The sequence below is a fragment of the Haloferax elongans ATCC BAA-1513 genome (assembly GCF_000336755.1).
In the GTDB taxonomy this organism is placed as follows: domain Archaea; phylum Halobacteriota; class Halobacteria; order Halobacteriales; family Haloferacaceae; genus Haloferax; species Haloferax elongans.
The window spans coordinates 1-16,002 of record NZ_AOLK01000019.1; the positions used below are offsets into that span (position 1 = coordinate 1).

The 16,002-nt window shown below is 59.1% G+C and carries 9 protein-coding genes; 1 reads left to right on the forward strand and 8 read right to left on the reverse strand.

Annotation, left to right across the window (positions count from 1 at the left end; translation table 11 throughout):
- Positions 1-31 precede the first annotated feature (31 nt).
- On the reverse strand, positions 32-1,147 hold the full coding sequence (locus C453_RS10955; RefSeq protein ID WP_008324556.1) for a TIGR04053 family radical SAM/SPASM domain-containing protein: 1,116 nt from the start codon (positions 1,145-1,147) through the stop codon (positions 32-34).
- A 138-nt stretch (positions 1,148-1,285) separates the two neighbouring features.
- Between C453_RS10955 and C453_RS10960 the strand changes: the two genes are divergently transcribed.
- Positions 1,286-1,546, forward strand: coding sequence for a DUF2249 domain-containing protein (locus tag C453_RS10960; protein ID WP_008324557.1), 261 nt, complete (start codon positions 1,286-1,288; stop codon positions 1,544-1,546).
- Between the two features lie 128 nt (positions 1,547-1,674).
- Here the strand turns inward: C453_RS10960 and C453_RS10965 are convergent, their stop codons facing one another.
- From C453_RS10965 to C453_RS10995, 7 genes are all read right to left on the reverse strand, one after another.
- Entirely contained in the window at positions 1,675-5,469 is a 3,795-nt protein-coding gene (locus C453_RS10965; protein WP_008324558.1) for a glycoside hydrolase family 97 catalytic domain-containing protein, read from the reverse strand.
- A gap of 183 nt (positions 5,470-5,652) precedes the next feature.
- Positions 5,653-6,405 carry a GNAT family N-acetyltransferase gene (locus C453_RS10970; RefSeq protein ID WP_008324559.1) on the reverse strand — a complete coding sequence of 251 codons (753 nt, stop codon included), beginning with the start codon at positions 6,403-6,405 and terminating at the stop codon, positions 5,653-5,655.
- A gap of 101 nt (positions 6,406-6,506) precedes the next feature.
- Positions 6,507-8,294, reverse strand: a complete 1,788-nt coding sequence (locus C453_RS10975; protein ID WP_008324560.1) for a sensor histidine kinase — start codon at positions 8,292-8,294, stop codon at positions 6,507-6,509.
- A 160-nt stretch (positions 8,295-8,454) separates the two neighbouring features.
- A complete protein-coding gene (locus tag C453_RS10980) occupies positions 8,455-9,693 on the reverse strand; it encodes a PQQ-dependent sugar dehydrogenase (RefSeq protein ID WP_008324561.1) in 1,239 nt (412 codons plus the stop codon).
- Positions 9,694-9,891: 198 nt separating this feature from the next.
- A complete protein-coding gene (locus C453_RS10985; RefSeq protein WP_338035949.1) occupies positions 9,892-11,934 on the reverse strand; it encodes a KAP family P-loop NTPase fold protein in 2,043 nt (680 codons plus the stop codon).
- Positions 11,935-12,119: 185 nt separating this feature from the next.
- Positions 12,120-13,277, reverse strand: a complete 1,158-nt coding sequence (gene ftsZ / locus C453_RS10990; protein ID WP_008324563.1) for a cell division protein FtsZ — start codon at positions 13,275-13,277, stop codon at positions 12,120-12,122.
- Between the two features lie 524 nt (positions 13,278-13,801).
- A complete protein-coding gene (locus C453_RS10995; protein WP_008324564.1) occupies positions 13,802-15,502 on the reverse strand; it encodes a sensor histidine kinase in 1,701 nt (566 codons plus the stop codon).
- Positions 15,503-16,002: the final 500 nt, after the last annotated feature.

The following is a 16,002-nucleotide window of genomic DNA, read 5'->3' on the forward strand; positions in this document are numbered from 1 at the left end:
ATTACCCCGAATATGTTCGGGGCGTATCTCGTCAGTCGTCGCTCGCCCGACCGGCTGGCATCGGCCCGTCGTATTCGGCGGGCACGTAGTCACACAGCGGGTCACTCGCCAGGGGGTCGCCGGTGTGGGCGTATGCCCGAGACCGACTTCCGCCGCAGACATGCCGAAACTCGCACACGCCGCACTTTCCGCTGAATTGGTCTGGGTCGCGAAGCGACTGAAACAGGTCGCTCTCGCGGTAGCGTTCGACGAGGCTCGATTCGCGGACTGACCCCGCCGACTTCGGAAGAAATCCCGACGGGTAGATGTCTCCCGTGTGGCTGACGAAGGCGAAACCGTTGCCGGCGATGATGCCCAGTCGACGGCCGATACCGTCTGCGTCAGGCGCGTCGGTCGAGTTGCGGCGGCGTTGAATCGCCACGCGACGGTAGTGGGGCGCTTCGGTCGTCTTCACGCCGAACGACGCTTCCTCGCTCACCTCTGTGAGCCACGAGAGGATTCGCTCGGCACGCTCGGGAGTCACTGGGTCGAGGATGCGCCCGCGACCGACCGGGACGAGGAAGAACACCGACCAGAGCACCGCGTCGAGGTCGGCCACGAGGTCGCGAATCGCCGGGAGTTCGTCGGCCGTCTGCGCGCAGACGGTCGTGTTAATCTGGAGCGGGACACCGGCCTCTCTCGCCGCGCGAGCCGCCTGCACCGTCTGATCGAAACTCCCGTCTTCGCCACGGAAGGAGTCGTGGGCTGCCGGACTTCCACCGTCGATACTCAGTGCGAGTCGCCGAATTCCGGCTTCACCGAGCGATTGCACCGTCTCCGGCGTGAGCGACGAGGTTCCGCTGGGGGTCAGCGTCATCCTGAGCCCCTGTTCCGTCCCGTACTCGACGAGTTCTGTGAGGTCTGGCCGTGCCAGTGGGTCGCCACCCGAGAGAACGACGAGTTGGCCCGGCCCGAAGTCGCGTGCTTCATCGAGCAGTCGCTTGCCCTCTTCGGTGGTCAGTTCGTCGGGGTGTCTCGCCGGGGTTGCGTCCGCCCGACAGTGGTCGCACGCGAGGCCACACGCCTGTGTGACTTCCCACACGAGAACGAACGGACGGCGACTCGTGTCGATAGCGGTGGGGTCCGGCCCGGTAGATGGACGAGACATGGGTATCCGAGTGTTTCGACCGACACCCAGTGAACCACGTGGCGAACATGTTCGCCTATTGGCGATGTTCGCCGGAGCAGTCTCGCGTCGAACATCTTCGGGGGGAACTATCTACGATTTCCGACCGACGTTTCGACCATGAATGTGGAATCGCTTCTGCGAGAGGCCGATGCACCGACCGGGAAGGCTATCGAATTTCTCGACGCGCGCGACCTCCCGCCGCCGGAACCGCTGACGAAGACGATGAACAGCCTCGCGGAACTCGACCCGGAGACGATGTTCGTCCAACTGAACGACCGCGCGCCGAAGTTCCTCTTTCCGAAGCTCGACGACCGGGGGTTCGACTACCGCAGCGTCGAGACCGACGAGGGAACCGTGACGGCGATTTGGCGACCATAGACGCCTCCGGCTACACCTGAATCTCCGCAATAAGCGAAACAGACTGCACAGCAGTAATTTCGAACTCCCACACTCCGAATCCAGCCCAAAACAGTAATAGAGGGCCATCCCACCTACGGAGAGAGCCCTCAGTCCAGCGAGACGTACGGCAGGGTCGCCTGACTGCCGTCACTGTAGTCGAGGACGGACGACTGCAACTCCTCGTCGGGGACGATGACATCGGCAATGAGCGGTGCATCGTCGACTGCGCCCGATTTCGCACCGCCGAAGACGTACGCACCGCGTTCCTCTTTGACCGGGCGAAGTGACCCACGGTCTTCGGACTGCACCGCGGCGACGACCTCCAATTCCTTCGCGTCGACGCCGTCGAAGGCTTCCCGATTGAGCGTCAGTGCGACGGTGTTGTCCTCGGTATCGACTTCCTCCGTGAGCGCAACGGTGCTCCCCGATTCGTCGGTGAGCGGTGCCCCGGTCGCATCGATGGCGCTCTTGGTGAAGCCGCTCACTTCGAGGCGGTAGTGCCACGACTCTTCGAAGGACACGTTCGCCCCGAGGTCGTCGAGACTCTCGTCGGCACCGCCGGAGTTGCTCGGGTCGCGAACCCACAGGAGGAACAGTTGCGGCGAGAATCCACGCCCGCTCCCGAAGGCGTTGTACAGGTTCTCGACCTCGAACGTCACCAGATACTCGTCCGGCGTCTGATCGACCGTGACCGACTGCAAGTCGAACGCGCCATCTTTGAAGGCCCCGTTGGTCGGATACGTGTAGGCACCCGGCCCGTCGTCGTCGCCGGTCGGGTCCGTCAGCGTGGCGACGGTCTCCGGCGGTTTGACTGTCACCGTCTCGGTGGCGAGCGCCTGCCCATCCGTGGTTCTGACGGCGACGTCGTAGGTTCCGGGCGTGTCGATGGTGTACGAGAGCGTGTCCTGTTGGTCGGTCGCCCCGGGTGAGAACCGAACGTTCGAGGTCGCCTCCACCTCGCCGTCGACGACGATTTCGACCGTCGTGCCACCGATGTAGTCGCCGGTGTTCGACCCCGTCGCGGTCACGAACGTCGCCCGAACGAACGGGTCGTCTCGAATCGAGACGTCGATGTCCTGTTCGGGTCGCTGGTACGTCGGAAGTCGCTCTACGTCCTCGTTGGTGGCGGGTCTGAGGCGAATTGCCGTTCCTCCGGTCTCTATCATCGAGGCGAGAATTGTCGTCTCGGCCGTGACGATGGCTTCGTCGACGCGGACCGCATCGAGGTTCGCGTCGTACGCTGCCTCGATGCCGTCCGAGTACAACTCTGCGACGTACTTCCCTTTCGTGTGACCGAGGCCGTTCGACTTGCTGTGCCCCTTGCCGTTCGACTTGCCGTAGCCCTTCCCATTCGACTTCTTGTGTCCCTTTCCGTTCGATTTGTCGTGCCCGTTCCCGGTCGCGCGCCCCGGATTCGACGAGTGGCCTTCGCGTGCTCCTGGCGCGCTGTCGAGGAAGTCGAGCGGAATTTCCAGCTCCCGGCCGTTCTCGTCAGTCATAGCTCCGACGAACCACTCTTCTCCCTGCTTTCGGGCGATGACCGAGTACGACCCGATTTCGGCGTCGAGGACGCGAGTGTCGTCCCACGGTCCAGCCGGGACCGACTCGATGAAGTCGAACGCCTCGACTGTCGGGCCGCGGGTCGGGTCGGTCTCGGGGTCGGGCATCGGTGCGTCGGGTTCCGTGACTGCTATCGAGTCGAGGTTGAAGCCACCTGTATCGTCGTCTCCGAGCGTGACGGTGACTTCGTTTGCGCCGGCCGACAGCGAAACGCGAACAGAGACGGTGTTCCATTCGTCCCAGTAATCTGTCGGCGGGAACGTCACCTGCTGTGCGGTGCTGTCGACGCGCACAGTCGCCGTTCGGGGCGTTCCCTCGGGAACCACGTTCTTCGTCGCGTCGCTCGCATACCGAATATGAAGGTCGTACTCGCCGGCGGTTGCGACGTCTTCGATAGTCCACGACAGGGAGGAACCGCTGTCGACGGTGTTCGGGTCGATGGGAACGTACCTGCCGCCGGATGCTCCGGCCCATTTTGCGGCCGTTGCGAACCCGTCACGCTCTGCGTCTTCCGCCTGCGACACTGCTCCGAGTTCGAGGGTCGAATCGCGGTCGGCGAGGTACGAACTCGGGAGGTCGGCGACCATCTGAAGGCCGCTGAAGTACGTCGGATACATGGCGAGTTGCTTCGCACGAGTCGTCTCGATGCCGCCGGACCCGGAGTCCGTATCGAAGATGCCCGGTGTGTACTCGATGGGGCCGCCAAGCATCCGGGTGAAGGGGAACGTGACGTGGTGTGACGGGCTGACCCGACCGAAGGAGTCGTACTCTTGTCCGAGGACGCCCTCTCGGGTCATCACGTTCGGGAAGGTCCGACGTTCTCCGGTCGGCTTGAGCGGTTCGTGAACCTCCAGCATCTGTCGGTGTTTGGCCGCCTCCCGGTAGACGAGTCGGTGGTGGTTGACGAGGAGTTGACAGTGGTGGTTGTACGTCTCCCCGTCGATGGTGACGCCGCTGTCGGCAACGTACCCCGTCTTTATCGAGTGGATGCCGAGCGAGTCGTAGAATGCGAACGGGCTCGAATCGGACTCCAGTTGCGACTCGTAGTTCGAGACGTTCCCCGCGGTTTCGTTGTGTGCGGTCATCCTGACCGGCGGGGTCAGATTTCGCCCGTAGTCTGTCACCGCCTCGATGTCGAAGTCAGGATACGACTCGTCGAAGTCCATCGCACTGCCGTCGCCGGGATAGGTGCTCCACCCTTCGTTCCATCCCTCCACGAGGACGCTCGGAATGCCGTGCTCGCTGGCGAAGTCCATGTAGCGCTTCATGCGCTTCGTCTGCGCGCCGTGGTTCCCGGTTTCTGGGCCGCGGTACTCCCAGTCGGCACGGCCGGTAATCATGAGCCACCACACGCCGAGGAACTTCTGCGGCTCTATCCAGTCGGTTCCGTGCGGGAAGTTTGCGGGGTCGTGCGGCTCGTTGAGGTTGACGACGAGGTTCGATTCGACGAGGTCACCCGGACTCGACCCGACCTGAATCGTACGCCACGGGGTTGTGTGCGGTGCCGTCGCCGCCACCTTCGTTCCGTCAGGGAGCGGTGCGAGTGTCGATTCGAACGTCGCCGACCCGGCGGACGCGGGTTCGACAGCCATCGCCGCGTAATCGACGAGACTCGCTTCGTGGACGCTGAGATACGTCTCGTCGTCGGCCTTCATCGTTATCGGCGTGTGTGCACCACCGAAGGGGCTACGGTCGCCGATTTCGCTCAGCGGAGTTTCCTTGTAGACGTACTCGTAGCTGTTGAAGTCGTTTTCGACCCACCACGACGTGTAGTCCCCGGCGAACGCGAACTCGGTCTGTTCGGCAGTGACGACGAACTGGCCGAACCCACTGTCTTCGGGGAACACGTAGCGGAAGCCCACTCCGTCGTCGAACACACGGATTTCGACCGTGAGGCTCCGCTCGGTGCCGGTGGTCTCGGCGAGGCCAACCCTAAGTTCGGTGTAGTGTTCGTCGATTTCGTCGTACTGGTCCCAGACTGGGGTCCATCGCGTGTCTACTGTCTGGCGCTCGGTCCCGGTGACGGTCAGGTCGCTTCCGAATTTGGGTTGTCCGTCGAATTCGAACCCGAGTGAGGACGGCTCGACGACTTGCTCTCCGTCGTACGAGACCGTGTAGGTCGGCGTCCCCGACGCCACATCGAACTCCGCGGTGACTGCTCCGTCTGGAGACGAGACGGTTTGAACGAGGTCGTCGTCGGCGTTCGACACGGCCGACGCGATTGTGTCGGGAACGTCCAGCGTGTACGACGATGCCGCGGCGACTGACGTGAGTCCGCCGAGAAATTGTCGTCTGCTGAATTCTGGCTCGTTGCCATTTGAGTGGCGTTGTCTATCAGACATCTGATGCTCAGTTATCCGTCATGATTGAAAGTTCTAATGGCGAAGAAATATGTGTTCATCATTTCACGACTCGTCGAAAAAAGAGTGGCTCGCGCTGAGGCCGCGCTACTCGGGGTCTGCACAGGGAACCAAGGCTCGACAGCAACTGAGAAAAAGCGAATGAGTAGTGTACGGACAGCGACCTCAGAGATACGCCGAGTCCCAGCGTGACGGGCGGCGTTTGTTACCGCACTGGTTGCAGACGATTTTCCCCATCGAGTCCATCGTTACTTCGAAGCTCTCGCAGTTTCCACAGAAGAAGCCGTACCGTTCTGTGCGGTCTTCGTCGGTGTAGCTGGCGTAGAGCGGGGCTTGTGAGCCGCGGTCGCTCTCGTCGAACGCGACGTAGACGGTCTTTCCATCGACCGTGTGGGGGTCAAGCGGGGCCGCGACGTCACCTTCTGTTCCGGGGAACCGCGCGAAGACTCGTTCGTCGTACTGCTCCTCACCGAGTTCGATGCGGCGGCCTTCGACCTCCTCGTAGCCGTGGTGGTCGTAGAATTCGGCTCCCGGTTCGTTGAGTTCGAGGACCTTCCCCGTCAGTCGGGTCGCCCCCTCGTCGACGAGCGCCTCTTCGGTCCGGGTGAGGAGTCGAGCCCCGATACCACGGTCGCGGTGGTCCGGGTGGACGTGTATCCAACTGATTTGACCGGTAACGACGCCGTCGCCGCCGAGATAGCTCTGCGAGAAGGCCACGACGTCACCGTCGTCTTCACAGACGAGAAAGAGCGCGTCGTCGTCATCGAGCTCTCCTGTGAGCCCACCGCCGTACCACTCGTCAATCGAGGTTTCGATGACATCCTCGTCGAGTGCGTGGCCGTACGACGCAACCAGCGAGTCGTGTGCAACGCTTCGGATGCCATCGATGTCTGCTGTCGTGGCCTCACGGATGTCCATAGTACGTATGTAGTTTGATAACATAAAAAAGTAGTCGAGAACTGCTATTATCCGGCTGAATGGTTGTTGTTCACTCAGTATCGAGGGAAATCAGTTGACGGTTAGCCGTGTTTCGGTAGCTCGATGACGAATACTGCGCCTTCGGGGTCGTTGTCTTCGATCCAGACCGTCCCATCGAACTTGTCGACAATCGTCTTGACGAGGTACAGGCCCAGCCCTGTTCCACCGCTTTCCAGTCCTTTGTTTCCTTTCCCGAACACTGATTCACGTCGCTCTGGCGGCACTCCTGGACCGTTGTCCGCGACGCGCAATTGGACCGTCTCCTCTGTCGGTCGAACTTCGACTGTCACTTCGGCTGTGTCTTTGTCGTTGTGTTGGACTGCGTTGCCGACGAGATTTCGGACGACCGGCCGTAACATCTCGTTCGCCCACACCGTCACGTCTGGAAGTGGTTCGGAAATCTCGATTGTCGCGTCGGCGTACGTCGAACACAGATGGTCGAGTTCGTCTCGGAGGAGGCGCGCGAGGCTAGTCGGTACGAACTCATGGTCCTCTCCGAGGAAGATTCCAGCCATCATCTGTGCGTTCTCCGTGACTTCGACAGAGTGGCGGGCCGCCGAGATGATGCGGTCGAGATGCTCGTTGTCGTCGTCTAGTTCTTCGTCGAGCAGGTCGGCATACGCGAGTACCAGTTGGAGGTCGTTTCGGATGTCGTGGCGAATCACCTGATTGAGAACCTCCAGACTATCTCGTTGGTCTTCGACCCGCTGTTCGCGAGAGACTCGTTCGGTGATGTCTTGGAACGTTCCCCGAGCACCCACCGTCTCCCCGTCGGCGACCCACGGTTCACCCCGGGCGCGGACCCAGCGAACCGCACCGTCGGTCGTCACGATTCGAAGTTCGAGGTCGTAGGACGTGTTGTCAGAGCGGAGTTGCTCGAAGGCCTCTCGTATCGCCTCACGGTCGTCGGGGTGGTAGAAATCGAGCGCGTCCGAGAGGTCGATATCTGCGTCGGTCGGGAGGCCGTGAATATCGTACGTCTTTTCGGTCCACGTAAGCTCGTCCGTCCTGAAATCGACCTCCCACCCGCCGATTTCAGCTACCTCTTGGAGCTGTCCGAGGAGGCTCTGGTGGCGCTCTCGCTCTCGTTCACGACGTTTCTGTGCTGTGATATCTCGATATATCCAGAGGTTCGCATCGCCGTTTGGGAGCTGATAGGGGACGTAATCACGGACAATGGTTCGGCCATCTGTGAGTTCGAGTTCTTGGCCTCGAACGAGTTCTCGTCGCTCGATGAACTCGTCGTTGCTGTCGATGAATCGTTCGGGGGCGGCGAACAGTCCCTTCATCTCTTCGGCGGCCTGTGCACAGTCGCGTCCGATCATGCTCTCTGGGTCTACCGGGACTCCGAGTGCTTCACCCAGTGCCTCGTTTACCATCAGCACATCTCGATTTTCGTCCTCGACGAGGGTCCCGAGCGTGAGGTTCTCGAGAATCGTCTTCAGCACGACTCTCGTCTGGTTCGTCGAGTCTTCTTGCGCCGTTGTGTCTGCCTTCCGAGCCAGTAACAGTAGCAGGTCGCTGTCTCGCTGCGGGAGTTCCGAGACCGAGACTTCGGCTCGGTACTTGGTCTCGTCCCCTCGGCGCAACGAGACAGTAGCGCGGTCAGTGTTTCCGTTTTTCAATAGTTTGCGAACGGTCGAGCTGTCGTCGTCGGGGACTAGCACTTCGATACCTTGTTCGACCAGCTTCTCGGCGGGATACCGTAGGTGGTCGCAGGCGACCGAGTTGACATCGTGAACGGTCTCGCTCGTACTGTCGACGACGATTGCGGCTTCGTTGAGGTGCCGCCAGAACGCCTCCTCTGTGTGCTCCCCCGTGTGCGACATTGATACGACCTATTTGTGGGGATTTTGTTGTATAAGCATTCGGTGAGTTTCGACGAATTGAAACTGGTGGGAAGAGCGTCGCGTCTGCGAGACACGCCGCTTAAGAACTGGGTCTGTTATCGCTACGCTCTCGCTCTGTTACCGCTCCCGCTCTCACTGGCTACTCTCGGTCCACGCCGATTCTGACGAGGGGTGCGTTCTTGGCATCGATGACGGCGTAGAGGTCGCCCGAACCGGAGACGGAAAGCACGTCCCGGACGCGCCATCCGCGGTCGGCTAACAGCGGTTCGGCCTCGGTTACGGTTTGTCCGTCGACGGTGAAGTGAGCGAGATACTGCGAGGCCAGACCAGCGACGAAGAGGTCACCTTGCCACTCCGAAATCGCGTCACCCGTGTAGAATGCCATCCCACTCGGGGGGAACCCACCGCTACCACACGGCCACGAGAAGACCGGGCCGACGACATCGTCTCGATCGGCGTGCGAGACACCAATCGGCTCACCGCTGCCGTAGGTGCAGCCTTCGTCGGCGACAGGCCACCCGTAGTTCGCCCCGGCTTCGAGGACGTTTATTTCGTCTCCGTCTTGCTCACCAAACTCCGTCTCCCAGATGTCGCCCGTTTCTGGGTGGGTGGCTAACCCCTGCGGATTCCGGTGGCCGTAACTGAAGATGGTGTCTCTGGCGTCTGGGTCGTCGACAAACGGATTGTCAGTGGGGACCGAGCCATCGGCTTCAAACCGTAGTATCGTCCCCAGTTCGTTGGTCCGGTCCTGTGAGACGTGGTCCGGTCCGAAGTTTTTGAACTGTCGGTCGCCGACACTCACGTACAGTCGCTCGTCGCTGTCGAAAGTGATTCGTGACCCGAAGTGCCCGGTCGAGTCGACGAACGGCTCGGCGGCGTGGAGTCGTTCGAACCCCGTAATTCGCGCCGCATCTACGTCGAGGCGTCCCCGCCCGAGGTGAGTGCTCGACGTCCCGTCGTCTCGCGCAGCCGAATACGTGAGATACACCCACGGTTCGTCCGGATACTGTGGGTGGAGCGCGACGTCGAGGAGCCCGCCCTGCCCGCGTGCGTACACTTCTGGCGTCCCCTCGACCTGCGTCGTCGCTCCCGAACCGCGGTCGACGAGCAACAACTGGCCGCCCTTCTCAGTGACGAGGAGCCGCGAATCGCCGGGCAGGGATTCGAGTGCCCACGGGTATGTCAGCCCCGTCGCAACGCGTTCGACAGTGAGGTCTGCGGGCATGGTGTCCGTGCGCTCCGTAGTCCCGGACTCTGAATGACCAGTCGCTGTTGACGCTGTCTCGGTGTCCGAATCGGTATCGACGCCACCGACGCAGCCAGCGAGTGCGGTCCCCATGGCCAGTCCACCGACTCTGAGATACGTTCGTCGGTCCATCTCGATGTCGTACCGAAGGTCTCAGTGGGTATCAATGGTGCGACAGTAGGTTCAATGCAGTAGTCCCGCCCATCCCGACCCATCGTTCACTTCGCTGGTGCTACTTCACCAACCGTTGGTGTTGCGACGACACAGCGGAAGCTTCCATCCGGAACCGACTTTGATGGTAATCGATGTGTCTGCGTTTGAGACCGATACTTAGTCGATAATCTCGGTATCCTCGATATCGCGGAGTTCGGCGAGGGAACGCTGCCACTCTTCCCACTGTGTCTCTCCACTTTCGTCGACTGCATCAATCGTTTTGAGTTCCTGTTCTAGGCTCGTTGTAAGGTCATCGAGCGTATCTACCGATTCGACCGCACGGTCGATTGGTGGGTCCAGTAGCTCGGTATCGGGGCTTAGCGAGATGATTTGCAGTTGCTCTGGTGCACGTTTGCACAGGCGCTGAAACCACGTTTTGGCGAGAAGCGTCGGGTCGGCGATCCAAATAAAGCAATAGTAGAGTTCGTCGATGTCCGCAATAGGCTTCTCCCGTGCGCCTTCGAACACCCGCAACTTGAGGTCGAGTTCGAGTGTCTCTGAAATCGATTCGAGCTTCGACTTTATTTTCTCGGGGTCGTACGTTGCATCGTCGAAGAACGCAACCTGTACGCGTCGGTCCATCTCGTCTTGCTCTGACTGCGCAGGCCGGTCAACCCGCGGTGATATCTTTTTCAAATCGACCACGGAGACACTCTGCATTTGATACCGGTCTCCTTCACCATACGCAAGCAGTTCAAGTAGCGGGTCGGTATCCGCCCACGTCTGTAGAATGTCGTATTTCTCCGCGTCTTCTTCCTCACCAGTTGCGTAGTCAGAGACGCGCTCTAGCGCGGTCGGGTCGTTCGACACCGCCGTCACAAACGAAGGCCACTGGATGCTGATGACGACGAACTTTGCCAGTTGGGGGAGAGTAATCGTATCTCCAACTGGGTCTTCACCTCTGTCTGCAAGCAGCCCCTCCGATTCGGCCAGTACAGCACGGAGCCGATAGAGGTTCAGGAACCGCTTTACCTGCCGAGGGTTGTTGCCAAGCGCAGGGGCGGCCATCGCAACAATGTCGTCAAGGGTTGCTTCAAATTGAGCTGCAAGGTTTTCTTCCCAGAGTGTTGCGATGTCCTCCCGGTCAGTCGATGCGTCCTCCGTCTCTGCGTCGAGAATATTCCCGCGAACGAGGCGTTGGATATCTTCCCCTTTCGGCTCAGGGACGACGAAGGGAATCTGGATGAACTTCTCTAAATACCGGTATCCAAATTCGATTGGTTCTTCGTTATCGATTTCCCCGTCGATGTAATCCAGCAGTTCGTTGTGTTTTGCGGCGATGCCCGCAGCGACACGCTCTCGGTCGAGTCCGATAATGAAGATAAGCTGTGAGTCGTCGGAGACCATCAGATTGATCGAGCGCATCAAATCTGCTGCTCGTGGCACCGTACATCGGTCCACGTCGTCCATAAACACGTACACGGGACCGTCGTCACCGTACACGTCGAGCACGCGCTCGAGGTCCGCCTGAAAGGATTCGAGAAACTCTGTTCGCTCTTGGTATGTGGGGTCGTTTAGACGCTGGCTGAACGACCGGTGAATCGAAACTGACCAGATGCTATACGCTCGTCGAGTGAGGTCAATCCCTGCGAGAACACTGACAATAACACCACTCGTTCCCAGCCAGTACCGGAGGTTGAGACCGGTCGCTGAGAGAGCAGTAACGACCCAGTCGACACCGACGGTTAACCAAATCCAAAGGACGGTCGAAAGCGCGATAAGAGACAGTATAAAACCGCCTGTGAATTTGATGAGCGCCGCGTTGCTCGTCTCAGAGAGGAGTCGCTGCCACGTAATCGCGAAAAACTTCTGCGGACGTCTCGTCAGCGGAATGCTCTGTTTAAGCGAATCGACGAAGGTAATCGCAAACGACGCCCACAACGCTTCCTGTTGCTCGTGTTTCCACGGGTTGAACTCGACCGTCGTCTCTCCCTCGGCTTCGAGGCTCTCACAGAGTTGTTGCATGAACGAGGACTTGCCACTCCCCCACTCTCCTTCTACTGACAGGGTCAGCGGTGGCGTCGTTTCCTCGTGCGTCAAAAAATAGTGTACTGCGGCTACGTACGGCTCGAACCCGAGGTGGTCTGTCGTTGATGGATGGTCATTTGTTGCCCCGAAAGGTGCTGGCTCATCTGACGCATCCTCCCCCATGACCGACATATTCTGTTATATCCTACAAAACAGTTCTCTTATCTATCAAATGTCGGTGGAATTACCTCGACTTTGCTACTAGACGGATTCGCCACGCAGTACGCAAGAATCAGTTTTCTCTGTGGTCTCTCGTCGCTCCCGTCTCTTATGAGACACTCACGGCTAAAACACCGCCCTTCATTCCGGGGACGATGTCAGCGAATGACGTCTAGGTTGTCGTCGTCGCCATCGACGTTCCCTTCGCTAACAGCACGACCGGTGGCAGTCGAGTCATTGATTTCTTGATTGGACTCTACGTTCTGTCCCACGATGGACTTGTCTGTCTGCTCTTGGGTCGTCGGACCGAGGACCTGTGCCGACTGGACACCGGTCATGATGGCCATCACGCGGACCTTCCCCTTGTACTCGTCTTGAATGCGTGCGCCCCAGATGACGTTCGCGGCGGCGTCGAGTCGTTCGGTGATGTTGCTCGCGATTCCCTCGGCTTCCTTCAGTGTGAGGTCTGGACCGCCCGTGATGTGGACGAGGCCACCGGATGCGCCCCGGTAATCGACGTCTAAAAGCGGGTGGTTGACTGCATCGCGGACTACCTCTTGGGCCTTGTTCTTCTCTTGTGTTTCGCCGACGAGCATCACCGCGATGCCGCCTTGGTTCATAACTGTTGAGATGTCGGCGTAGTCGAGGTTGATGAGCGACGGTTGGGTGATGGTCTCGGTGATTCCCTTGACGGTCTCAGCGATAATCTGGTCCATGACCGAGAACGCCTTACCGATGGGTAGATTCGGGACGTACTCGAGGAGCCGGTTGTTGTCGAGGACGATGGTCGAGTCGGCTTCGTTGCGAAGCTTGTCGAGTCCTTCCCCGGCTTTCTTCGTGCGAGCGCGCTCGACATTGAACGGCGTCGAGACGATTCCGACCACGATGGCCCCTTGGTCCTTGGCTATCTTCGAGACGACTGGCGCGCCGCCAGTACCAGTCCCCCCACCCATACCGGCGGTGACGAAGACGAGGTCCGCACCCCCGAGGATTTCTTTGATAGTTCCTTGGGCCATCTCGGTTGCACGTTCGCCAATGGAGGGGTCACCGCCCGCACCCAACCCGTGCGATAGAGACTTCCCGACAACGAGCCTCGTGTCCGCGTCGACCATCTTCAGGTGCTGCTTGTCGGTGTTGATAGCGACTGTGTCGGCACCTGCAATGCCGATACTGTTGAGTCGGTTTACTGTGTTGTTCCCCGAACCTCCAACGCCAACCACAACGATACTGGGGTCGATAAACTCCTCCTCATCAGTATCTACCCCGGCGGTTTCTTCTGTCGTATGTTCGAGCGCTTCTCTAACGATATCTTGCATTGGAATCAGGGGTGGGGAGGTCGTCGTAGCTGTCTGGGACGAATTTTTGTATATGTTTCGACACCCGCCACCGTTGTTTTACTGACCTCCGCTTTCTTGTGTGGCCGGGACGACTCGGCTTCTCTTCTGGGTTCCCTCTTAGAGCCGTCTCTCGAATCATCGTGTTAGGTCCTCCAACATAGCTCGGGAGAAGAGACGTGAGAACGAACTCGGTGTCTGTGAATACCCAATTTTCGATTGACGCCCATTTAACGACCCTCCTACTGGAACTAGTTGGCCTACAGTAACGCTTATTTATTCAATTTCTCATGTAGGATACTAATAGTTCCGGATACATGTCTCTCTATTCATTCGACCATGTCATTGTGATTCGGTGGAAGCAAGACATATCTCAAGTAATCCGCCTGGACACACCGACATTCTGTACTCGTATCGGACAAGTGCATGACAGACTTCACGACCTGGCATCGCACGAACTGACAGACCGAAGCAGGAACCGGAGTGAAACCAGCGTGGAAATACATTCACGAATCGCCGCGTTCAGTCACAAATTCGAAACGCGCCCCGCCCTCGCCACTGTCTGTGACCCCGATTCTCCACCCGTGTGCTGTCGCAATCTCCGCGACGATTGCTAAGCCCAAGCCCGTTCCGTCCTGCCCCGTCGAGTACCCGCTTTCGAAGATTTGTTCCTTGGCTTCGAGCGGGATTCCCCCACCGTCATCGGCGATGTAGAACCCGCGGTCGTCTCCGAGGGTGCCGATTGTAATCGTCACATCCTCTCCACCGTGGTCGATTGCATTCCGCAGCACGTTCTCTACTAGCTCTTGGAGCCGGGCTGGGTCGGCGTGCACTGTCAAGTCGGTATCGACAGTCAGTGTCGCGTCCGCTGTCTCGACGGTCTGCCAACACGTGTGGGCGAGTTCGGCGATGTTGACCGGTTTGGTCTCGCTTATCGCGTTTCCAGACCGGGCGAGCGTCAAGAGGTTCTCGATGAGGAGTTCCATCCGTTCGTGTGCCTGGGTGACTTTGGCTAGGCTCTCACTGTCGTTGTCGTCTCGTGCCAGTGCGACCCACCCTTGGGCGACGTTCAGTGGATTTCGGAGGTCGTGACTCACGACCGACGCGAACTGTTCCAGTCGGTCGTTCTTGCGCTCGATTGCCTGCTCTCGCTGTTTTTGAAGCGTCACGTCCCGGAATACGAAGAGAAACCCGAGCGACGAATTGAGAGCGTCCTTGGACCCCGAGGTGTGAGCACTTCGGGGGACAATTGGTGAGACGGCCAGTTCGTACTGGTACTGAAGTCCATCGACCTCGGCTGTAATCTCGATTGGCTCTGCCGAGGTTCCGACCGGCGCTGTTGAGAGTTGGGGGTACTCTTCGAAGACTGCTGTCGTCGGCATTCCGATTGCGTCGTCGCCGACGCCGAATAGCAACTTCGCCCGCCCGTTGAGGTCGACCACGCGTCCGTCGGTGTCGACCGCGACGACCGGGTCGGTCATATTCTCGAATAGTGTCACTCGGGCAACTGGAACGAATTCGAGAAAGTCGGCGTAGAACAGCGCCCACAGGACGACTCCCGAACTGAGGACGATGCCGATGACGCTGAAATCCAAGCCCGGAATCCGAACGAAGTCCATCAATTCGAGAAACCCGGTCGACACTGGTAACACACCAGTGAAAACCAGCGATGCTGTCTGAATCTTGCTCACTCCCCGAGCGCTCGCGTATCGTTCCAGCAGGATACTGAGACCAATCAGCATGAGCGTCACCCGAACCAGCGTGTATCCGTAGAGTATCACACCCGGTGTCGGGTCAATCAGCCCTGACTGTGGGAGGTCAGTCATACCAGTCGCGTACAGGTGGTGCAGCGGGTTTGTGAGGATTCCCACCCATTCGAGACCGACTAATCCGAGCAGTCCTCCGACGACTAGCTTTTGTTTCCACCACTCGTGACCACTGTACTCGACGACGACGTAGAACCACGCGACTGCGGCTGGCCCAATGACGATGTACACGACGGTCTGTGCTGCTCTCGTTACGTCTGGTGAGACAAAGAGCGACGCCACACCCGCTGCAACCGACCAGATGGCAGCCGAGAATGCCATCACGACGAGAGGTAAGCCGCCTGGTCGCTCGCGATAGCGCCACGACAACGCTGTAATCGCGAGGCAAACGACCCCGATGGTGAGTTCGAGGAACGAGACGGCAAGTGTACTGGGAGTCATGTATCAGCCGAGTCGACAGTGATGCCTGTCACCTACTCTCGTCGTACTCGTCTCTCCATTATAATATGAACGTCCAAGGAACCCACAGAAGTTTGATACTGTCGTCGCATTGGAGGCGATAGTTGTAGAAGTAGTTCCTGCATCTCACTGTCGAACTGGAGCCACGTGGAGCAGAGCGATATGGCCTCTACAACCGTCAGGAGATTCTGTAGCCTGCTCTTGTGGGGGTTCTGTGACTTGCTCTCGTTCTTTGCACCGTGGTTTGAGTGGCTGGAATGGTTACACATGACTCACACAAGTTCAATTTAGTTATCTAAACCAAAGTTGTTTTTACTGAGGCACATCGCGTGTCTGGTATGTCTGCTGAACACCCTCCGTCTGTATTCCCGAGCGAGGACGTTCGGATACAACTCTGTGGTTTTCCGGTAGCAACAGCTGAGAAATTCATCACACAGGTGGCTGTCGATGCGTAGGCGCTCTTCGAGACGGCGATTTCTCGC